The sequence below is a fragment of the Mycobacterium sp. UM_Kg27 genome, from assembly GCF_000972905.1.
Taxonomy (GTDB): domain Bacteria; phylum Actinomycetota; class Actinomycetes; order Mycobacteriales; family Mycobacteriaceae; genus Mycobacterium.
In genome coordinates this window covers 1-19853 of the sequence record NZ_JRMM01000078.1, presented here as the reverse complement: position 1 = coordinate 19853, position 19853 = coordinate 1, and the positions used below count along the sequence as shown (strand labels likewise).

General features: G+C 67.9%; 20 protein-coding genes, 1 tRNA gene and 1 pseudogene. 12 read left to right on the top strand and 10 right to left on the bottom strand.

From position 1 onward, the window contains the following. A partial coding sequence (locus tag LI94_RS25080; protein ID WP_046301473.1) for a hypothetical protein occupies positions 1 to 195 on the bottom strand: 195 nt, incomplete at its 3' end. 114 nt (positions 196 to 309) lie between these two features. Between LI94_RS25080 and LI94_RS13370 the strand changes: the two genes are divergently transcribed. The 3 genes from LI94_RS13370 to LI94_RS13360 all read left to right on the top strand — a co-directional run bounded on the left by LI94_RS13370 (position 310) and on the right by LI94_RS13360 (position 2624). Continuing rightward, positions 310 to 711 (top strand): hypothetical protein, encoded by a 402-nt coding sequence (locus tag LI94_RS13370; protein WP_024443351.1) that lies wholly within the window; start codon positions 310 to 312, stop codon positions 709 to 711. A 72-nt stretch (positions 712 to 783) separates the two neighbouring features. Beyond that, positions 784 to 1686, top strand: coding sequence for a glycoside hydrolase family 16 protein (locus LI94_RS13365; RefSeq protein WP_036458360.1), 903 nt, complete (start codon positions 784 to 786; stop codon positions 1684 to 1686). A 116-nt stretch (positions 1687 to 1802) separates the two neighbouring features. Beyond that, a complete protein-coding gene (locus LI94_RS13360; RefSeq protein WP_024443353.1) occupies positions 1803 to 2624 on the top strand; it encodes a glycoside hydrolase family 16 protein in 822 nt (273 codons plus the stop codon). Here LI94_RS13360 and LI94_RS13355 read toward each other — a convergent pair. From LI94_RS13355 to LI94_RS13345, 3 genes are read right to left on the bottom strand one after another with little or no spacing between them, the layout of a single operon-like run. After that, entirely contained in the window at positions 2621 to 3514 is an 894-nt protein-coding gene (locus LI94_RS13355; RefSeq protein ID WP_024443354.1) for a hypothetical protein, read from the bottom strand. The genes LI94_RS13360 and LI94_RS13355 overlap by 4 nt on opposite strands. A gap of 19 nt (positions 3515 to 3533) precedes the next feature. Beyond that, complete coding sequence (locus LI94_RS13350) at positions 3534 to 4166, bottom strand: TetR/AcrR family transcriptional regulator (protein ID WP_046301472.1); 633 nt, start codon at positions 4164 to 4166, stop codon at positions 3534 to 3536. Then, the gene (locus tag LI94_RS13345; protein ID WP_024443356.1) at positions 4156 to 4995 is read right to left on the bottom strand and encodes an oxidoreductase; all 840 of its coding nucleotides are present in this window, start codon (positions 4993 to 4995) and stop codon (positions 4156 to 4158) included. The genes LI94_RS13350 and LI94_RS13345 overlap by 11 nt, the downstream gene beginning before the upstream one ends. A 158-nt stretch (positions 4996 to 5153) precedes the next feature. Here LI94_RS13345 and LI94_RS21905 point away from each other — a divergent pair, with 158 nt between their 5' ends. Continuing rightward, positions 5154 to 5624 (top strand): hypothetical protein, encoded by a 471-nt coding sequence (locus tag LI94_RS21905; protein ID WP_052739939.1) that lies wholly within the window; start codon positions 5154 to 5156, stop codon positions 5622 to 5624. Between the two features lie 37 nt (positions 5625 to 5661). Here the strand turns inward: LI94_RS21905 and LI94_RS13335 are convergent. Then, a tRNA-Gly gene (locus LI94_RS13335) sits at positions 5662 to 5735 on the bottom strand. 160 nt (positions 5736 to 5895) lie between these two features. On the opposite strand from LI94_RS13335, the gene dcd reads away from it, so the two are divergent. The 6 genes from dcd to rfbA all read left to right on the top strand — a co-directional run bounded on the left by dcd (position 5896) and on the right by rfbA (position 12008). Further along, complete coding sequence (gene dcd, locus LI94_RS13330; protein ID WP_024443368.1) at positions 5896 to 6468, top strand: dCTP deaminase; 573 nt, start codon at positions 5896 to 5898, stop codon at positions 6466 to 6468. Between the two features lie 108 nt (positions 6469 to 6576). Continuing rightward, complete coding sequence (locus LI94_RS13325) at positions 6577 to 8031, top strand: hypothetical protein (protein ID WP_239651220.1); 1455 nt, start codon at positions 6577 to 6579, stop codon at positions 8029 to 8031. A 66-nt stretch (positions 8032 to 8097) separates the two neighbouring features. Next, positions 8098 to 9837: a hypothetical protein gene (locus LI94_RS23835; protein ID WP_192830972.1), complete on the top strand. Its 1740-nt coding sequence runs from the start codon at positions 8098 to 8100 to the stop codon at positions 9835 to 9837. Between the two features lie 29 nt (positions 9838 to 9866). Continuing rightward, entirely contained in the window at positions 9867 to 10628 is a 762-nt protein-coding gene (locus LI94_RS13315; protein WP_046301471.1) for a maleylpyruvate isomerase family mycothiol-dependent enzyme, read from the top strand. 22 nt (positions 10629 to 10650) lie between these two features. Then, entirely contained in the window at positions 10651 to 11010 is a 360-nt protein-coding gene (locus tag LI94_RS13310) for a nuclear transport factor 2 family protein (RefSeq protein ID WP_046301470.1), read from the top strand. 131 nt (positions 11011 to 11141) lie between these two features. Further along, positions 11142 to 12008, top strand: coding sequence for a glucose-1-phosphate thymidylyltransferase RfbA (gene rfbA, locus LI94_RS13305; RefSeq protein WP_024443373.1), 867 nt, complete (start codon positions 11142 to 11144; stop codon positions 12006 to 12008). Positions 12009 to 12015: 7 nt separating this feature from the next. Here the strand turns inward: rfbA and LI94_RS13300 are convergent, their stop codons facing one another. After that, a complete protein-coding gene (locus LI94_RS13300) occupies positions 12016 to 12648 on the bottom strand; it encodes a TetR/AcrR family transcriptional regulator (RefSeq protein ID WP_046301469.1) in 633 nt (210 codons plus the stop codon). Positions 12649 to 12706: 58 nt separating this feature from the next. On the opposite strand from LI94_RS13300, the gene LI94_RS13295 reads away from it, so the two are divergent. Both LI94_RS13295 and LI94_RS13290 read left to right on the top strand, forming a co-directional pair. After that, a complete protein-coding gene (locus LI94_RS13295; RefSeq protein ID WP_046301468.1) occupies positions 12707 to 14152 on the top strand; it encodes a carotenoid oxygenase family protein in 1446 nt (481 codons plus the stop codon). An 8-nt stretch (positions 14153 to 14160) separates the two neighbouring features. Continuing rightward, positions 14161 to 14610 (top strand): DUF1707 domain-containing protein, encoded by a 450-nt coding sequence (locus LI94_RS13290; RefSeq protein WP_046301467.1) that lies wholly within the window; start codon positions 14161 to 14163, stop codon positions 14608 to 14610. A 55-nt stretch (positions 14611 to 14665) separates the two neighbouring features. On the opposite strand, the gene LI94_RS13285 is transcribed toward LI94_RS13290, so the two are convergent. The 4 genes and pseudogenes from LI94_RS13285 to LI94_RS23180 form a co-directional block, all read right to left on the bottom strand. Beyond that, entirely contained in the window at positions 14666 to 15970 is a 1305-nt protein-coding gene (locus LI94_RS13285) for a pyridoxal phosphate-dependent aminotransferase (protein WP_024443878.1), read from the bottom strand. A gap of 64 nt (positions 15971 to 16034) precedes the next feature. After that, the gene (locus LI94_RS13280) at positions 16035 to 18866 is read right to left on the bottom strand and encodes a (Fe-S)-binding protein (RefSeq protein WP_046301466.1); all 2832 of its coding nucleotides are present in this window, start codon (positions 18864 to 18866) and stop codon (positions 16035 to 16037) included. A 235-nt stretch (positions 18867 to 19101) separates the two neighbouring features. Further along, complete coding sequence (locus tag LI94_RS13275) at positions 19102 to 19680, bottom strand: hypothetical protein (RefSeq protein WP_046301465.1); 579 nt, start codon at positions 19678 to 19680, stop codon at positions 19102 to 19104. A gap of 60 nt (positions 19681 to 19740) precedes the next feature. After that, positions 19741 to 19853: pseudogene (locus LI94_RS23180) on the bottom strand (DUF3054 family protein); the annotation flags it as partial.

The window sequence follows — 19853 nt, the reverse complement described above, 5'->3', positions numbered from 1 at the left end:
GGGCTCGGAGATGTGTATAAGAGACAGGACCAGCACCACCACAACCACGACGGCTCCGCCCACGACGACCACGGCGCCGCCGACCACGACGGTTCCGCCGACGACCAGCGAACCACCCACCACCACGGTGCCGCCGACCACCACCGTGCCGATGACCACCGAATACCTGCGTATTCCGTTGGTCCCGATTCCCATTCCGATCACGGTTCCGGAGAACTAGCCACACCGGACGGTCTCGCCGAGACCGTGGCCGGATCTGCCCCACGCAGGCACACTGGGGTGTGGCGACCACGGTGAAAGGGGCTCGCGATGGGCGACAACGGCGCCTTCGGATTCGATTCCGAGGATTTGGATCGAATGATGCGTGAGGCCGGCGAGGGACTGCGTGCCGCATTCGACCGCTTCTCGGGCACGTTCGGCTCTGCCGGGAGCAACCGGGCCGGCTGGGGTGCGATCTTCGCCGACCTTGCTCGGGCTGCGCGGGCTGAGCCGGCGACCACCGGCGAGACCGGCGATGGAGTCTGGGCTATCTATACCGTCGGCGACGACGGAGCGGCGCGGGTCGAGCAGGTCTACGCCACCGAGATCGATGCGCTGCGGGCCAGCCAGCGCAATCCCGACCCGAAACGCCGGGTGCGGTTCCTGCCCTACGGGATCGCAGTGGGAGTGCTCGACGACGGTGCCGACGGCAGCGAGCCAACTCAGAGGTGACATAGGCCACGCAGGCGGGCTTGTGTTGTTTGACACCGGTGCGCTGTGGGTTAGATTGCCACCGTGCCCGAGATGAACCGCCGCCAGATCATGATGATGCTGGGTGCCGGCGCATTGGCTGCCGCAGCCCCCACCCCCCAGGCCAGAGCCGTTCCGGCGGGTCCTGGAGCGCCGGGCGACCCGGCTCAGGCGCCGTCTGCCCCGGCTGATCCCGCTGCGCCTGCCGCGCCTACGGCCGCCGCCAAGCCCGGGGGCTTCATCTGGCATGACGAGTTCGACGGACCCGCCGGCTCGGCGCCCGATCCGTCGAAGTGGACGATCTCCAACCACCGCACCCCGATCCGTCGCCCCGTCGGCTGGGACCGGCCCGAGTACTTTCACCAGTACCGCGACAGCCGCAAGAATGTTTTCCTCGACGGCAAATCCAACCTGGTGATCCGCGGCACGCAGGAGGGCACCAACTACTTCGGCGGTTTGGTGCACGGCAACTGGCGGGGCGGCATCGGCACCACCTGGGAAGCGCGTATCAAGCTGGACTGCCAGACCTCCGGTGCCTGGCCCGCATGGTGGCTGTCCAACGATGACCCGGGCCGCGAGGGCGAAATCGACCTGATGGAGTGGTACGGCAACGGCGAGTGGCCGTCGGGCACCACTGTGCACGCCAACCCGTATGGCACGGCGTTCGAGACCTTCGCCTACCCGGTCGACAACAACTGGCACACTTGGCGGGTCACCTGGAACCAGAGCGGGATGTATTTCTGGCAGGACTATGTCGAGGGCAAGGAGCCGTACTTCTCCGTTCCGGCCGTCGGCATCGAGAACATCGAGGAACCCGGCCGGGAGTGGCCGTTCAACGACCCCGGCTACACCGTGTTCCCGATCCTGAACCTGGCCATCGGCGGATCCGGCGGCGGCGACGCCCGGGCGGGGAACTACCCGGCGGACATGCTGATCGACTGGGTGCGGGTGTTCTAGGAACGGTTCGTCACTTGACGCCAGCCGGTCGGGGTGATCCCCGGCCGGCTCGCTCGTTCTATGGGAGCGGTAACGCTTCCATTGATGCCCCGGCCGGGTAGTGGTTTCATGCGAAGGTGGCCGAGATAGATCGACGCAGCCTGATGTTGACGACCGGAATCGGCATGCTCGCCGCCGCGATGCGCCTGCCGGAGGCCTGGGCCCGACCCGGGCCCGTCGATCCACTGCCCTCGGCCCCCTCGCAGAACTACCTCTTCAGCGACGAGTTCGACGGTCCGGCCGGTTCCGCGCCGGATCCGGCGAAGTGGGCGGTGGCACGGGCGCGGGAATCAATGAAGGACCCGACGTTTTGGGAGCGCCCCGAGAACGTCGGCCAATACCGCGACGACCGCAAGAACGTGTTCGTCGACGGCAAGTCGAACCTCGTGTTGCGCGCCGCCAAAGACGGCGATACCTACTACAGCGGCAAAGTCCAGAGCCGGTGGATGGGCGGTATCGGGCACACCTGGGAAGCCCGGATCAAGCTGAACTGCCTCACCGCCGGGGCTTGGCCCGCCTGGTGGATGGGCAACGAAGACCAAGGCGAGATCGACGTGCTGGAGTGGTACGGCAACGGCAATTGGCCGTCGGCGACCACCGTCCACACAAAAGCGAACGGTGCCGAATGGGCGACCCAACAGATTTCGATGGACAGCGCCTGGCACACCTGGCGGTGCCGCTGGGACGCCGACGGTATCCGGTTCTGGCGCGACTACGTCGACGGTGCGGCACCCTACTTTTCGGTTCCGGCGAATTCGATCGCGGACTGGCCGTTCAATAACCCTGGATACCAAGTATTTTCGGTGTTCAACTTGGCGGTGGCCGGTTCCGGTGGCGGCGATCCACGACCGGGCAGCTATCCCGCGGAGATGCTCGTCGACTGGATTCGGGTTTTCTAAAGCGGGCTTGTGTCCCCGGTCTTGGCGGGATCGGCGCCGCCTTCGTGGGCCTCGAGCCACGCCACGCCCTGGTCGGCCGCTCGAATCAGTGCGCCCCGTTCGCCGAAATAGGCTGCGAACAAACCGAAGCCGGGCAGGGATCCCAGGCGCTGGTAGAGCTTCTTCGGGTGCGGGCGCTTGCTCACCTCGTCGAACGTTGCCCGCAGGATGCCGGCCAGCTGCCAGATGGTCCGGGTGATCACCACCGGGGTCGATGACGAGATCGACTTCAGCGGCTTCCACCCCGGCGGCGGCGTCTGCGGCAGTGGCGCGGGATCGGGCTGTGTGGGCACGTCGACGTTCTCGGGCAGATGCCGCCCGCACAACACCTCGGCAAGCAGCCGCACCTGCACACGGCGGTCGGTGACGCCGTATTCGCGGGCCAGCGCGCACAACACGATGGCGTGGTTGATGAATCCCGCCAGCTCGCCCACCGGGACCACTCGAGTCAGCCAGCCGAAGACCCCGGGGGAGGCGACCACCACGGTGTTGAGCGCGCCCACCCGGTGCACCCACCAGTGCACGCGTTGCTCGCGGCTCATCCGCTCCCAGGCTGCGGTGCCCGGTAGATCCGCGGCGTTGATCAGCTGGGCCCCGGCGTTCAGGGCGCGGTGGGTGACGCTGGGGCCGCGACCGGCCTCGTTACGGCGCCGCCGCAGCCGAATTCGGCGGAGGCGATCGGACAGGCCACGAGGCGGCGTGAGCAGGCGGCGGGTGCGTTTGCGCAGCCCGATCGGATCGGCCTCGGCGAGCAGGTCGAGCAGCGGGTCGATGACCGCGACCGCGCGGCCCAGAGCGTCGGCGACCTCGACGTCGGTCAGGGTGGCGTGCGACTTCGGAAACAGGCCCATACCGGTGATTGTGGCGGGATCAGCCGGCGCCGGGGGCGTTTAGGGCGAGTGCGCCGCGCAGCGCGACTTCAGCCAGCCGCCGCGCGTGGTGCTCGGTGAGCGGGCAATGCCCGGTCATGCGGCGAAATATCAGCGGACCGAACAGCAGATCGATGACGTCGTCGATGGCGATGTCGGCGTCAACATGGCCGCGGGTGACTCCCCGTTGCCACAGTTCGGTGATGGCGGCGCGGCGACCATCGAGAAAGTATTCGCGGAAATAGACCGCGCCCGCCGCATCCTCCACGCAGGCGGCAAGCAACTGTGCGAAGACGTCACCGCGGCTGCTGGCGTAGAACGCCGAGACGCGCACCATTTGTTCGGTGAGGTCGCCGACGGCGCTTCCGGTGTCCGGCAAGGGCAGATCCTGGGCCATCATCGCGCCGAAAGCCTCGGCGGCGACCGCAGTTCGTGACGGCCAGTGTTTGTAGATGGTGGCCTTGCTGGCCCCGGACCGGGCCGCGATCGCGTCGACCGTCGTGGCGGCATAGCCGCCCTCGTCGAGGAGTCGTGCGGTCGCATCCAAGATAGCCTGGTGGATGCGGTCGCTGCGCGGGCCGGTGGGGCGGGCGAAGATGTATTCGCCGGCCCCACCGACGGTTTCAGGCGGCATCGTCGAAGTCGGTCGAGGACGAGACGTCGCGCCACTGGGCCAATTCGGCTTGCACGTGGGCGAGCTTGCCCTCGACCGCGGCGATGGTGTCGTTGCCCAGCAGCAGGCGCACCGGGGGCCGCTCGGACTCGACGACGTCGATGATGGCTGCCGCCGCCTTGACCGGGTCGCCAGGCTGGTCGTGGTTGCGGTCGGCTGCGGTCGTGCGCATCTTGCCCGCCGGCCCCTCGGCGTAGTCGTCGATGGTGTTCTGCTGGATCTGCAAGCTCGATGAGTCCAGGAAGTCCGTGCGGAAGTAGCCGGGCTCGACCACCATGGCGTGGATTCCCAGGGGTTGCAGCTCGGCATGCAGCGCTTCGGAGAGTGCTTCGACGGCGAACTTGGTGGAGGCGTACACGCCCCACCCCGGGGAGCTGACGAACCCGCCCACCGAGGAAATGTTGACGATGGTGCCGGATCGCTGTGCGCGCAGCACCGGGGTGACCGCGCGCGTGACGGTCAACAGGCCGAACACGTTGGTCTCGTAGACGGCGCGCACCTCGGCGTCGGTGGCTTCCTCGACGGCGCCCAGCAGCCCGCGGCCGGCGTTGTTGATCAGCACGTCGATACGGCCGAAGCGGTCCACCGCGGCCTGCACGGCCTGGCGTGCTTGGGTCTCGTCGGTGACATCGAGGGCCACGGCAAGCACGTTGTCGTTCTCGCCGAGTGCCTCGGTGACGGTGGCCGCGTCGCGTGCAGTCGCGACCACCTGATGGCCGCGGTCCAACAGATCGCGTGCGATCTGCAGGCCGAACCCGCGGGAAGCTCCTGTGATGAACCAGACGCTCATGTCGTCGCCCTTTCGTAAATGAACTGTACGGTCAGTTTAGATAGCGCACCGGGGGAGCGCAAGGGTCAATCTGGAGCGAGATGCGGGCCTCACCAGATTTCATTTGCTGTTGCACAGGGAAAACATCGTTGACACACGGCGAAGTTAGTTTTGCGGCCATGAGAATCGCCTCCGCCTCGATCGTGCTTGCTGCTGCGCTCACGGGCGTCGCTACACCCGCAACCGCCGCCGCTGCCGAGCCCGTGCCCACCCCCGACGAAGTGCTGGCCGCGATGGCCGAGCTGACCAACCCGGACATCCCGGCGGCGAACAAGGGCAACATCGTCACCCCCGGCTTCAGTCCCGAAGAAGCCCAGACGATCGATCAGCGACTGCGCGAGACCCAAGAGGCCGGATTATTGCCGTACCACTTCGTGGTGACCGATATCCAGCCCGCGCAAGACAACTTCGCCGGTGCGACCGTGACCTCGGTCGGGGGCTTTCACGAGGAGAGCGCGCCCGAGCCCATCGTGCTGTCCGAGCAGGGCGGCCGCTGGCTGATCACGCACGACACCGCGGTGACGGCTCTGGAGCACTTCTGGCACAACGCCAACCGGCCCTTTGTGCCCATCGTGCCGTGGGTCAAGTGAGCCGTTTTCCCGAGGGCGCTGGTAGCCGATAAAAACCTGGAGCCGATGACGGGAATCGAACCCGCGTATTCAGCTTGGGAAGCTGATGTTCTGCCATTGAACTACATCGGCACTGGTGCGCTAGCAGGCTAGCATCCGGGCGCCCACCCGCTCCGCGAGTGTGCGGAATCGTTGGCCGATCGGCCGCAAGCCGAATCTATGCGCACACTCGGTGGCCACCACCGGCTTGGTCATCCGGCCCAGCCGGCGGGCCGAGCGATACGCTCGTGCCGTGCTGCTCTCCGATCGCGATCTGCGGGCCGAAATCGCTGCTGGCCGGCTGGGCATCGACCCGTTCGACGACGCGCTGGTCCAGCCGTCCAGCGTGGACGTCCGCCTCGACAGCCTGTTCCGGGTGTTCAACAACACCCGCTACACCCACATCGACCCGGCTCAACAACAAGACGAACTGACCACGCTGGTCGAACCCAAGCCGGGCGAGCCGTTCGTGCTGCACCCCGGCGAGTTCGTGCTGGGCTCCACCCTGGAGTGCTGCACCCTGCCGGAGGATCTGGCCGGCCGGCTGGAGGGCAAGTCGAGCCTGGGCCGACTGGGTCTACTGACCCATTCCACCGCGGGATTCATCGACCCCGGCTTCTCCGGGCACATCACGTTGGAGCTGTCCAACGTGGCGAATCTGCCGATCACGTTGTGGCCCGGCATGAAGATCGGCCAGCTGTGTCTGCTGCGGCTGACCAGTCCGGCGGAGCACCCTTACGGCAGTACGCGCGTAGGGTCGAAATATCAGGGCCAGCGCGGGCCGACGCCGTCCCGCTCGTACCAGAACTTCATCAAGTCCGGTTAGCCCTCGGACCTGACGCCGCCTCGCGGCTGCGATGAAGCCGGTATCGGCCAGCCCTGGTGGGGGTTCGGCCCGCATACCTGGCCGATAAGCAGTGGCAGGGGAGGTTTCGTGGAGATCGTACTCGGGGTGTCGGTGGCGCCCTCGGCGGTCCGCATGGTGCTGGTGGAAGGCGAGCACGCCGACGGGGTCACCGTGGAGCACGACGACTTCGACGTCGTAGACGGTGCCCAAACCGCGCCGGAACGGGTGGTGTCGGCGATCCTGGGCACCCGCGAGGGCGCCCGGGAGGGCGGTTATGAGCTCAGCTCCACCGGTGTGACCTGGAGTAATCCGGCCGAGGCGAACGCGCTGCGCGAGGCGCTGGCCGGCCGGAAGGTCGAGAACGTGATGCTGGTGTCGGCGTTTCTGGCCGCAGCGGCGCTGGCCCAGTCGGTGGGCAGTGCCACGCGCTACGCCCGGACTGCTCTGCTGTTCGTCGAGCCGGAAGCCGCCACCTTGGCCGTCGTGAACTCTGACGACGGCTCGATCACCGAGATTCACCGGCAGCCGCTGTCCAACGACGACGAGAGCGCGGTCGGTGAGATCACCGAACTGGCGGCCGGTGCGCAACGGCTTGAGTCGAACCCCGACGGTCTGTTCGTGGTGGGCTCGGGCGTCAACGTGGCGATGATCAAACCGGAGTTGGACAAGGCCACCCAGCTGCCGGTCAGCGTGCCGGAGGAACCGCACATGGCGTTGGCGCGCGGCGCGGCCCTGGCCAGCGCGCATGCCCCACTGTTTTCGTCCTCCACCCGGGCGCAGGCCTGGGCGCAGGACCCGGGCACCGGTGAGCTGGACCCGGCGCTGGCCGGTGTCGGGTACGCCTACATCGCGCCCGGCGGGAACGCTTACGACGAGGTGGACTACAACGCCACCAGCGACAATGAGCCGCTGGCCTACAGCGCGCTTCCGGACAGCGGTGTGGTTCTGGGCGGCGCGCTTCCGGGTCTGGCCGACGATCCCGAACTCGTCGACTCCCGGATGCTGGACTTCGGCACCGGGATCCAGCCGCGGGAACGCAAGCCGATGCTGGTCACCGGCGGGGTCGCGGCGCTGTTCGTGATCGGCGTGCTGGGCTTGGCGGTTGCCTTGGCTGTGGGAATGCGGGCGGCCAATCAGGACCGCCCCGACGTGCGGGCCAATGTCGTCACCCCAAAGGCACCGCCGCCGGCGGCTGTCGTCACCCCGGCGCCCGCTCCGCCGGCGGCCCCGCCTGCCCCGGCCGGCGAACCGGCTCCGCCGCGGGCTCCCGCTCCGGCCCCGCAGGCACCGGCCCCGCGGGCGCCGGCGCCCCTGCCGGTGGCACCGCCTCCGCCGCCGCCGGCACTTCCGCCACCACCGCTACCTAACCTGGGGATTCCGGGGTTGCCGGGCGGTCCACCGCTCTTCGGCCCGCCCCGGGGCGGGTGGGGCCCCGGCGGTGGGGGCCCAGGACCCGGTCACGGTCGCGGTGCCGGCCCCGGCGGCGGCCATGGACGCGGTGGCGGCGGGTTCCCGTTCAAGATCCCCGGCCTTCACTTCTGAGTGGCATTCACATCCGACAGTCGTAAGATGGGCTAATAATTCACCGGTCCTAGTGGAGGAGGTGCGGTGGACATCGTTCTGGGGGTCTCGATGGCACCGCCATCGGTACGCATGGTCCTCGTCGAGGGAGAGCGCGCCGGTGGCGTGACCGTCGATGAAGACGGCTTCGAGGTGGACGCCGACGAGGTGGCGTTCCCCGACCAGGTCGTGTCGGCCATCCTGGGCACCCAGGAAAGCGCGCGGGAGAGCGGCTACCGGCTGGCCTCGACCGGGGTGACCGTCGCCAACCAGCTGCAAGCCGGCCAACTGCGTGACGCGTTGGCCGGTCACCGAGTCGAGAACGTGATGCTGGTGTCGGCCTTCTTGGCGGCCGCTGCCTTGGCGCAGACCGTCGGCGGTTCGGTCGGCTACGAGCGGACCGCTCTGATGTTCATCGAGCCGGACGGGGCGACCCTGGCCGTCGTCGCCTCATCGGACGGTTCGATCGCCGAGGTGCAGCGGGTGGCGCTGCCGTCCGATGACGCCGCCGCAGTGGGCGAGCTGACCCGCCTGGCCGCCGAGGCCGGTCGTCTGTCGCCGCGACCCGACGGCTTGTTCGTGGTCGGTTCCGGCGTCAACGTCGGCTTGGTCAAGCCCGAGCTGGACGCCGTCAGCGCCATCCCGGTCAGCGTGCCCGAGGAGCCCGATACCGCGCTGGCGCGCGGCGCGGCGCTGGCCAGTGCCCATGCGCCGCTGTTCGACTCATCGACCTCGGCGCTGGCGTGGGCCCGCGACCCGGGCACCGGCGTGATCGACCCGGACCTGGTCGCGCTCGGCTACTCCTCTCAGGCCTACCGAACCGACTATGACGCCACCATGGGCGAGTACGCGCTGGCCTACAGTGCGGTCCCCGACGACGCCGGCGACAGCGGCTATCTGAACCTGGTCGACGCCACCGGCTTCGACGGCACCGTGATCGAGGACGACGAGGACTACCTGCCGAGTTCCGGTGTGGATCAGTTCGACGACAGCAAGCACCAACAGCGCCGCAGCCCCTTCCTGTTGGCCGGCAGCGGCCTGGCGGCGTTCTTCGTCGTCGGGGTCTCCAGCCTGGTGGTGGCGCTGGCCGTCAGCATCCGGCCCACAGCCGCAGATCGCCCGCCGCCCACCGGGCACATCGTGGTCCCCACCCAGCAGGCGCCGGCCCCGGCGCCCGCCCCCGAAGCGGCGCCCGCACCTGCCCCCGCGCCGCCGCCCGCCGCCCCCCCAGTCACCCAGGTCCCGGTAGCGCGGCCGGCGCCGGCCGCACCTGCTCCTGCTCCCGCCCCGGCGGCTCCGGCTCCCGCCCCCGCGGCGCCGGCTCCCGCGCCGGTGGCTCCGGCGCCGATACCGATTCCGGTGCCCATCCGTGTGCCGGCGCCGATCGAGGCACCGGCCCCGGCTGCGCCGGTCCCGGCACCACCGCCGATCCAGCAACCCGAGCTGCCGCCGATCTTCCGGCCACCGTCCAACAACGGCGGAAACCCGTCGTGGCTGCCGGGCAACAATGGCGGCGGCAAGAAGGGCGGAAACCCGTCGTGGCTGCCCGATAACGATGGTGGCGGCAAGAAGGGCGGCAACCCGTCCTGGCTGCCTGATAACGATGGTGGCGGCAAGAAGGGCGGCAACCCCTCACCCTGGCTGCCCGGCATCGGCAGCAACGGCGGCGGGAACCCGTGGTTCCCGGGCCTCGGCGGCGGTGGCGGCAAAGGTGGCGGCGGCGGCTCCTGGTTCCCGGGCTTCGGCAGTGGTGGCAGTGGTGGAGGCAAAGGTGGCTGGCCCTTCTGAGCCGGCCCAGAATCCACTAGCCTGACGGCGTGGACTACGCCGCAGCATTACTCGATGAGACGCGCGCGTTCGGGGAGCTGATCCGCACCGGCGATCCGCAATTGCCGATCCCCACCTGCCCGGAGTGGAATCTTACGCAACTGTTCCGGCACTTCGGGCGCGGAAACCGTTGGGCCGCACAGATCATCAGCGATCGTATGGATGGCCCCCTGGACCCGCGTGACGTCGTCGACGGCAAGCCGCCCGCCGAGACGGACGCAGCGATCGACTGGTTGCACGACGGCGCGCAGCGGGTGTTGGACGCCGTCGCCCACAATGGGCCGGACACCCCGGCGTGGACGTTCATGGGTCCCCGCCCGTCTTCCTGGTGGGTGCGTCGCAGGCTGCACGAGGCGACCGTGCACCGCGCCGATGCCACGCTGGCGCTCGGCGGTGACTTCGCGCTGCCGCCGGAGCTGGCCGCCGACGGGATCGGCGAGTTGCTGGACCTGATCCCCGTACTCATCGCGCGTAATGGCCACGTGGTGCCGCTGGCCGATGGCCAGAGTGTGCACTTGCACGCCACCGATGACGGCCTCGGGGCGGCAGGGGAGTGGACCATCAGCCGTCCGGCCGGGACCGACACGGTGAGCTGGTCACATGAGCACGGCAAAGGTTCGGTGGCCCTACGGGGCTCGGCACGTGACCTGTTCCTGGCGGTGACGCGCCGGGTACCGGTGGGCGATACCGACATCGCGATCTTCGGCGACGCCACGGTGTGGCAGAACTGGATCGACCACACCGCCTTCTGATCGGGCGGTAGTTTTGGCGAGCATGAGCACATCGGAGATCGCAACGGTCCTCGCCTGGCACGACGCTTTGGCCGCCGGTGACCTGGACACCCTGGAAAAGCTGTCCAGTGACGACATCGAGGTGGCCGACGCCAACGGCGCCGGGCAGGGCCATCAGGCACTACGCGGGTGGGCCGCTTCGGCACAGGTGAATGCCGGAATCGGCCGGATGTATGTGCACGACGGTGTGGTGGTGGCCGAACTGATCCCCGCGGGAGCAGGCGCTGCCCAGGCGGTCGCCTTCCGGGTGGTGCATGACCGCGTCACCGCGGTGTTCCGTCACCAGGACCTGGACAGCGCCTTGGCCGCCACAGACCTCACCGACGCCGATCTGGTCGACTAGCCGCCTGTCGCCCGCTGGCGGCGACCCGCTTCGCCCGGCTGCGCCGCGCTCGCGATCGCCGGTGCTGATGGCGGCGACCCGCGTCGCCCGGCTGCGCCGCGCTCGCGATCGCCGCGGTTAGGCTGAGCGGCATGCGCGGGATCATCCTGGCCGGTGGCTCCGGCACCCGCCTGCATCCGATCACCATGGGTGTGAGCAAGCAGCTGCTGCCGGTATACGACAAGCCGCTGGTCTACTACCCGCTGTGCACGCTGATGCTGGCGGGCATTCGGGACATTCAGGTGATCACCACTGGTCACGACGCGCCCGCCTTCCGGCGACTGCTGGGCGACGGCAGTGCATTCGGGGTCGACATCAGCTACGCCGTCCAGGAACAGCCCGATGGTTTGGCGCGGGCTTTCGTGATCGGCGCCGACCACATCGGCACCGACTCTGTCGCGCTGGTGTTGGGGGACAACATCTTCTACGGACCCGGCTTGGGAACCAGCCTGCGGCGTCACCAATCGCTTTCCGGCGCGATCATTTTCGCCTACTGGATGGCTGACCCGTCGGCCTACGGTGTGGTCGAGTTCGATGAGCACGGGTCAGCGGTGTCGGTGGTGGAGAAGCCTGCCGCGCCCCCATCGCACTTCGCGATACCCGGGCTGTATTTCTACGACAACGATGTCGTTGAGATCGCCAAGGGTCTTAAGCCTTCCGCGCGCGGCGAGTACGAGATCACCGACATCAACCAGACCTACCTCGATCAGGGCCGGCTCACGGTCGAGACCCTGGCTCGGGGCACCGCCTGGCTGGACACCGGGACTTTCGACTCACTGCTGGACGCCGGCGATTACGTACGCACCGTGGAGCGCCGCCAGGGCCTCAAGATCGGCGTGCCCGAAGAGGTGGCCTGGCGGATGGGTTTCATCGATGACGACGCGCTCGTGGCCCGTGCCGCGGTGCTGGGCAAGTCCGGCTACGGCGATTACCTGACGGGGTTGTTGGACCGGCGGTGACGGGGGCTCACTCCCGGATCGCGGCGGCCGCCCGCCGCAGCGACAACTCGGCGTTTTCCCGGCTGTCGCCCATCCCGACGAACATGTCGATGGTCATCGGACTGAGGATGTGGGTCGGGGCTTGGTCGTGCTCGAACGTGCCGACAAGCTCTAGGAGCACCACCCCGTGGATCATGCTCCAGATTCGTCCGGCCAGCTCGACGGCGTCGTCGGCACGGATCCGGCCGGTGGCGATGATCCGCTCCACCGCGGTGACGAGTTGGTTGAAGGTGGCCGTCGCCACCGGCATCTCGGGGGCGTGGAACTTCTGCGGTGCGGCGAGCCCGAACATCAGCCGGTAGCGCTGGGGGCTGGCTAGCGCGAACTGCCGGTAGGCGTGGCCCATGACGAAGAAGTCGGCCATTGGATCGTCGGTCTTGGGGGCAGAGGCCAGCGCGACACCGAAACGCTCGAAGGCGGCGGAGACGATCGCCTCCAGCAGGCCGTTCATTCCGCCGAAGTGGGTGTAGACGGCCATCGTGGAGGCCCCGATCTCAGCGGCGACCTTCCGGGCCTGCAACGCCTCGGGGCCTTCACTGTCCAGCAGGCGCGCACCGGCCTCGATCAAGCGGTCACGCGGGCTCAAATCCACCCTTGCCATGGTGCCATAACAGTGTTATACATGGCCCAATAACATCGTTATGTCCCGGAGGTGTCCGATGACCAATCCCTACTTGCAGGGCGGATTCGCGCCGATCGCGCAGGAGTACACCCTCACCGAGTTGGCGGTGACCGGAACCATCCCGGATTACCTGGACGGGCGCTACCTGCGTAACGGGCCCAACCCGGTCGGCGAGATCGATCCGGCCTTCTACCACTGGTTCATCGGTGACGGCATGGTGCATGGCGTGCGGCTTCGTGACGGCAAGGCGGAGTGGTACCGCAACCGGTACGTGCGGGGTCCGCAGACCGCGGCCTCGCTCGGCGAGCCGCCGCGGCCCGGCCGGCACGGCGGACCGTCCGGGATCGGCGCCAACACCAACGTGATCGGCCACGCCGGGCGAACCCTCGCGCTGATCGAGGGCGGCATCTCCTGCTACGAGCTGACCGACGAGCTGGACACCGTCGGCACCTGCGATTTCGACGGCACCCTGTCCGGCGGGTACACCGCGCATCCCAAGCGTGACCCCAACACCGGTGAGCTGCATGCCGTTTCGTACGCCTTCAACCGCGGAAACAACGTCCAATACTCGGTGATCGGCACCGACGGTCGGGCGCGGCGCACCGTGGATATCGAGGTCACCGGCTCCCCGATGATGCACGACTTCTCGCTGACCGAGAACCACGTCGTCTTCTATGACCTGCCGGTCACGTTCGACACCCGCCAGGTGGCCGCGGGCGCGGCGCCGCCTGGACTGCGGCTACCGGTGCGGCTGATCATGTCGGCCCTGATCGGGCGGGTACGCATCCCGGACCCGATCATGGCCCGGTTGCCGATGCCCAAGAACGGCGTGCGCACGATGCCGTATCGGTGGAACCCGAAATACCCTGCGCGGGTGGGGATAATGCCGCGGGAGGGGGGTAATGCGGATGTTCGGTGGTTCGAGGTAGAGCCCTGCTACGTGTTCCACCCGATGAATGCCTACGACGAGGGCGACACCCTCGTGCTCGACGTGGTTCGGCATCCGAAGATGTTCGACACCGAGTTGCGTGGTCCCGCCGAGGGGCTGCCGACGCTGGAGCGGTGGACCGTCGACCTAGCTGACGGCAAGGTGCGCGAATCCCGGGTGGATGACCGTGGTCAGGAGTTTCCCCGGGTTGATGAACGACTGGTCGGCAAGCGGCACCGGTTCGGCTACGCGGTCGGCATCGGCGACGGCGTGGTCCCCGCGGCAACGCTGCTCAAGCATGATCTGGTCGGAGGATCGGCGGCGACGCGTTCATTTGGTGATGGAAAGCAGTTGGGCGAGTTCGTCTTTCATCCGAGAACGGCGGATGCGGCCGAAGACGACGGCGTTCTGATGGGCTTCGTCTATGACGGCGCCACCGACACCACCGAACTCGCGATCCTGGATGCGGCCACGCTGCAGGACATCGCGAGCGTTCACCTTCCGCACCGTGTTCCCGCCGGCTTCCACGGCAACTGGGTGCCTACCGGGCAATAGGGGGCGACATGACCACCAGATTCGTTACGGCACCGGATTCCGCGGTCCGAGTAGGTGACGCGGAGCGCGGGCGTACTGCCGATCATCTCGGTCAGGCATTCACCCAGGGCTACCTGTCGATGGAGGAATACGAGACACGACTGGCCCGGGCGTTTGCGGCGCAGACCGCCGGAGCGCTCAGGGAACTGCTCACCGATCTGCCTGTCGCGCAGATCATCAGGCGAGACCCGCGCCGTCGCGCGCAACGTAGCGCCGTAGCCCGACGAGGCGTGCGGATTCACCTGGGCGCGTACCTGGCGGTGTCGGTGTTGATGATCGGCATCTGGTTGCTGAGCGCGGTGTTCGCCGGCGCGTGGTACTTCTGGCCCGTCTGGCCGATCCTCGGATGGGGCATCGGCATCGTCTCCCACGCGATTCCGGTGGGCGCGCATGCGCGAAGTCGCCCATCCTGTAGTTAGCGTGTTCGGTACTCGAACTTTCCCGCGCTAACTACAGCCTCGAGCGGAGCAGAGACTACGGCCGGTAGCTGACCAGGAAGTTGCCCAGGCGCTCGATCGCGCTGGACAGGTCGCGGGCCCACGGCAGGGTCACGATGCGCAGGTGGTCCGGTGCCGGCCAGTTGAAACCGGTGCCCTGGGTGACCAGGATCTTCTCCTGTAGCAACAGGTCCAGCACCAACTGCTCGTCGCTGTCGATCGGATAGACCTCGGGGTCCAGCCGCGGGAACGCATAGAGCGCACCGCGGGGCTTCACACAGGTAACACCCGGGATCTCGTTGAGCTTGCTCCAGGCGACGTCCCGCTGTTCGAGCAGTCGCCCACCCGGCAGCACCAGATCATCGATGCTCTGGTGGCCGCCCAACGCGACCTGAATGGCATGCTGGGCGGGCACATTCGGGCACAACCGCATGTTGGCCAGCAGGTTGATGCCCTCCAGGAAGCTGGTCGCGTGCTCCTTGGGGCCGGTGATCGCCAGCCAGCCGGAGCGGTAACCGGCCACCCGGTAGGCCTTCGACAGCCCATTGAAGGTCAAACACAACAGATCCGGTGCCAGCGTGGCCAAGCTGGTGTGCTCGGCGTCGTCATAGAGGATCTTGTCGTAGATCTCGTCGGCCAGCAGCAACAGTTGGTGCTTGCGGGCCAACTCGGCGATCTGGCTGAGGACCTCGCGACTGTAGACCGCCCCGGTCGGGTTGTTGGGGTTGATCACGACCAACGCCTTGGTGCGTTCAGTGATCTTCGATTCAATGTCGGCGATATCGGGCTGCCAACCCTGGGTCTCGTCGCACAGGTAGTGCACCGGTGTGCCGCCGGCCAGCGAGGTCGACGCCGTCCACAACGGGTAATCCGGGGCGGGGATCAGCACCTGGTCGCCGTTGTCCAACAGTGCCTGCAGCACCAGCGAAATCAGCTCGGAGACCCCGTTGCCGAGGTAGACATCGTCGACGTCGAAGCGGGGGAATCCCTCAACCAGCTCGTAACGGGTCACCACCGCGCGCCGGGCCGGCAGAATGCCCTGGGAGTCCGAGTAACCCTGCGCATAGGGCAGCGCCTGGATCATGTCCCGCATGATCACGTCGGGCGCGTCGAACCCGAACGGTGCCGGGTTGCCGATGTTGAGCTTGAGGATGCGGTGCCCCTCGGCCTCCATCCGAGCGGCCTGGGCGTGGATCGGACCGCGGATCTCGTAGAGCACATCCTGCAGTTTGGTCGACTGGGCGAACGTCCGCTGCCGTGGCTGACTGCTGGTGGCAGGCCAAGGCGTCTGGTGCGGCAACGAATGAGCGGTCACGTTGACAATGGTCCCATAGCTGTCCAATCAAAATTTGCTCGAGAAACAAGTTGGGGCCGTATGTGCACCCATACGGCCCCAACTTGTTATCTCAGCGTTTGCCAGGCGGGCGTGCCCCGCGCTGGATGCCCAGCCCCTTCACCGGCGGCTGTTCCTTGGGCGCCTCCGCTGCGGGAGCGGCCTCGGGAGCAGCCTCGGGAGCTGCCGGCGCCGTCTCCGGCTCGGTAGCGACCGGCTCGGAAGCCGGCTCAGCGGCGGCTTGCGCCGGCTCGGCGGCCGGGGTTGCCGGAGCCGCTTTCTTAGCGCCCGGCTTGCGGGCGCCCGCTGCCATGCCCAGGCCCTTGACCGGAGCGGCCGGAGCGGCCGGAGTTGCGGGCTCAGCCGGTGCCGCGGGTGCCGCAGCGCTGGCCTCAGCGGCCGGTGCAGCGGCCGGAGCCGACTTCTTGGCGCCCGGGCGCTTGGCGCCACCGGCCATTCCGAGCCCCTTGACCGGGGCTGCGGGTGCGGCGGCGCTGGCCTCGGCGGCGGGGGCAGCGGCCGGGGCCGCTTTCTTCGCGCCGGGGCGCTTGGCGCCACCGGCCATCCCCAGGCCCGTCACCGGAGCCGCGGCCTTGGCCTCGGCCGCCGGCTTCTCCGCCGTCGCGGTGGCCACCGCAGCCGGTGCCGTCGCCTTCTCCTCGACCTTCTTCGGACCGGCCTTGGCGGCGGCCTCGGCGGCAGTGCCCTTGGCCGGCAACGTCACCGCGTCCATGTCGAGGGACTCCAGCAGCAGCTGGGCGATGTCACGCACGTCCACATCGGAACGCCCGGAGGCCTCGATGCGGTCGTCGATGCCGTCGCTGACCATCACCCGGCAGAACGGGCAGCCGGTGGCGATGGTGGTGGCACCGGTGGCCAGCGCCTCGTCGACGCGGTCGTGGTTGACCCGCTTACCGATGTGCTCTTCCATCCACATCCGGGCGCCGCCGGCGCCGCAACAGAACGAGCGGTCGCGGTTGCGCGGCATCTCGACCAGGTTGGCACCCGACGCCTCCACCAGTTCACGCGGCGGCTCGTAGACCTTGTTGTGGCGGCCCAGGAAGCACGGGTCGTGGTAGGTGACCTCCCGCGACACCGGGGCGACTGGAATCAGTCGCTTGTCCCGCACCAGCCGGTTGAGCACCTGAGTGTGGTGCAGCACCGTGTATTCGCTACCCAGCTGCGGATATTCGCGAGAGATCGTGTTGAAGCAGTGCGGGCAGCTGGCGATGATCTTGCGGTCCGGCTTGTCCAGACCGTCGAACACCTCGTTGAGCATCTCGACGTTCTGCGCGGCCAACTGCTGGAAAAGGAACTCGTTGCCGGCACGACGGGCGGGGTCACCGGTACAGGTCTCCCCGGTGCCCAGCACCAGGAACTTCACCCCGGCGGCGGCCAGCAGCTCCGCGGTCGCCTTGGTGGTCTTCTTGGCGCGGTCCTCGTAGGCGCCCGCGCAGCCCACCCAGAATAGGTACTCGAAACCGTCGAAGCTGTCGACGTCTTGGCCGTAGACCGGGATGTCGAAGTTGAGTTCGTCGATCCAGGAGGTGCGCTCCTTGGCGTTCTGCCCCCACGGGTTGCCCTTGTTCTCCAGGTTCTTGAACAGCACACCCAACTCGGAGGGGAACTCCGACTCCACCAGCACCTGGTAGCGGCGCATGTCGACGATGTGGTCGATGTGCTCGATGTCCACCGGGCACTGTTCGACACAGGCGCCACAGTTGGTGCACGACCACAGCACGTCGGGGTCGATCACGCCGCCTTCTTCGGCGGTGCCCACCAGCGGGCGGACGGCCTGCTCCGGGCCGGAGCCGCCGATCCGCTCGAAGCCCTTTTCCGGCACATGGTGGCCGGCCAGCGGCTTGGCGTCGGCCAGATCGACCTCGCCGTTCGGCATCGGCTTGTCGCCGAGCAGGTAGGGGGCCTTGGCCATCCAGTGGTCACGCAGGTCCATGACGAGCAACTTGGGGCTCAGCGGCTTGCCGGTGTTCCAGGCGGGACACTGTGACTGGCAGCGGCCACACTCGGTACAGGTGGCGAAGTCGAGCATGCCCTTCCAGCTGAAGTCGTCGATCTTGCCGCGCCCGAACACCGCGTCTTCGGGCGGGTTGTCGAAGTCCAGCGCCTCGCCCTGGTACTCGATCGGCAGCAGCGGGCCCAAGGCGTTCGGCAGTCGCTTGAAGGTGACGTTGATCGGGGCCAAGAAGATGTGCAGGTGCTTGGAGTTCAGCACGATCAGCAGGAAGCCCAGCGCCACCGCGACGTGCAGCAGCAGAGCGGCGGTCTCGATGTTCTCGTTGACCGCGAGTCCCAGCGGCTCCATGAGCTTGCCCATCAGATGCGACAGGTAGGCCCCCTTGCCGTAGGGCAGGGTGCCGGTGTTGACCGCGGCGCCGCGCAACAGCAGGAAGGTCCAGACCACGTTGAGGATCATCACGAGGATCAGCCAGGCACCGCCGTTGTGCGAGCCGTAGAACCGGGACGACCGGCCGTGCTCGGTCGGGTTGCGCAGCACCCGGATGACCATGAACACGAAGATCGACAAGGTGACCGCGGTGATGAAGAAGTCCTGCATGAAGCCCAGGACGTCCCAGCGCCCGACGAGCGGGATGGCGAAGTGTGGGTTGAACATCTGGCCGTAGGCCTCGATGTAGACCGTGATCAGGACGAAGAACGCCCACATGGTGAAGAAATGGGCGATCCCGGGGATGTTCCACTTCAGCAGCTTGGCCTGACCGGCGACCTCACGGATCTGGGTCTCGATCCGGGTCTTGATGTCGTTCGTCCGCTCGGCGCCGACCTTCTGACCAGACATGACCAGTCGGAAGAGCCAGAACACCCGGCGTGCGGCCAGCAGGCCGACAAGCCCTGTCATGGACAGGCCGACCACCAGCCTGATCAGCATCTGGGTATTTTCGGTCACGGAGTGCCTCTCCCATCCACAAGTTACCGGGCAGTAACTTAGCTATGGTTACTGACGGGTAACTTACCGCCAATCTTGCGCAGCACCAGTTCAAGCCCCACTCGGTGCTCGCTCATAGTGCCACTCCGAGGCGGTTCAGCGCGACAAAGGCTGGCCTAACTGTATCGGCGAGCGACCATTCGAACGCGCTTTCACGCTCGCTGAGGCGATGCCGAACTCAGAACCCGGGCAGCGGGATGACGATCTCCGGGGGCCGTCGCGCCGGCGCGGGCGTGGTGGACCCAGCCGTGGTGCTCGGCGCCGTCGTCGTGGGGGCTTCGGTTGTGGTCGGCGGCGTTGTGGTGGTGGGCGGTTCGGTGCTCGTGGTGGTGCTCGGCGCCTCGGTGGTGGACGTGGGCGGCGCGGATTCCGTCGCCGGCGGCGGGTTTTCGTCGGTGGCCGCCTCGGACGGGGCCTGTCGCGGGGCGGGGGCGGCGGGCTGTTCGGCGGGAGCGGTGGACGTCACCGAACTGGGCGCCGGCGCGGTGGGGATCGGTTCCTTGTTCACCAGTCGCACCATGCCCCACACCAACAGGGCGAGCAGGATTGCGGTCAGCACGCCCAGGCCGACCAACGCCACGGGTCGCAGATACCAGGGGGTTGGTGGCGGCGGCGGTTCGGTCCACTCGGGCTGGCGGCCGGCGGGCTCGCGGCGTTCGCTGTAATAGGCCGGCTCGCCGTGGGCACCGTTACCGCCGTAGTCGTAGCCGGCCATCCGGGTCGGCTCGAAGTTGGGGTCGTCCGGCGATCGGTTCACACGCACCGAGGGTAGGTGTCGCGCCTGACGAAAACCCGCGATGACGCTGGCTGAAACCCGTCAGCTGGCCAAACGCCGGCGGGTGACAAACTCGACGACAGCTCGCCAACCGAGCAGGAACACGGCGGTGACCGTCGAGGCGACCAGGACGAAGCTGGTGGCCACGCCGGCGG

Bases quoted from the DNA above. Each gene is read 5' to 3' on its own strand.
- LI94_RS13345 (WP_024443356.1), bottom strand. From the start codon at position 4,995: ATGAGCGTCTGGTTCATCACAGGAGCTTCCCGCGGGTTCGGCCTGCAG.
- LI94_RS13350 (WP_046301472.1), bottom strand. From the start codon at position 4,166: ATGCCGCCTGAAACCGTCGGTGGGGCCGGCGAATACATCTTCGCCCGC.
- rfbA (WP_024443373.1), top strand. From the start codon at position 11,142: ATGCGCGGGATCATCCTGGCCGGTGGCTCCGGCACCCGCCTGCATCCG.
- LI94_RS13280 (WP_046301466.1), bottom strand. From the start codon at position 18,866: ATGCTGATCAGGCTGGTGGTCGGCCTGTCCATGACAGGGCTTGTCGGC.
- LI94_RS13290 (WP_046301467.1), top strand. From the start codon at position 14,161: ATGACCACCAGATTCGTTACGGCACCGGATTCCGCGGTCCGAGTAGGT.
- LI94_RS13310 (WP_046301470.1), top strand. From the start codon at position 10,651: ATGAGCACATCGGAGATCGCAACGGTCCTCGCCTGGCACGACGCTTTG.
- LI94_RS13355 (WP_024443354.1), bottom strand. From the start codon at position 3,514: ATGGGCCTGTTTCCGAAGTCGCACGCCACCCTGACCGACGTCGAGGTC.
- LI94_RS13295 (WP_046301468.1), top strand. From the start codon at position 12,707: ATGACCAATCCCTACTTGCAGGGCGGATTCGCGCCGATCGCGCAGGAG.
- LI94_RS13365 (WP_036458360.1), top strand. From the start codon at position 784: ATGAACCGCCGCCAGATCATGATGATGCTGGGTGCCGGCGCATTGGCT.
- LI94_RS13370 (WP_024443351.1), top strand. From the start codon at position 310: ATGGGCGACAACGGCGCCTTCGGATTCGATTCCGAGGATTTGGATCGA.
- LI94_RS21905 (WP_052739939.1), top strand. From the start codon at position 5,154: ATGAGAATCGCCTCCGCCTCGATCGTGCTTGCTGCTGCGCTCACGGGC.
- LI94_RS13300 (WP_046301469.1), bottom strand. From the start codon at position 12,648: ATGGCAAGGGTGGATTTGAGCCCGCGTGACCGCTTGATCGAGGCCGGT.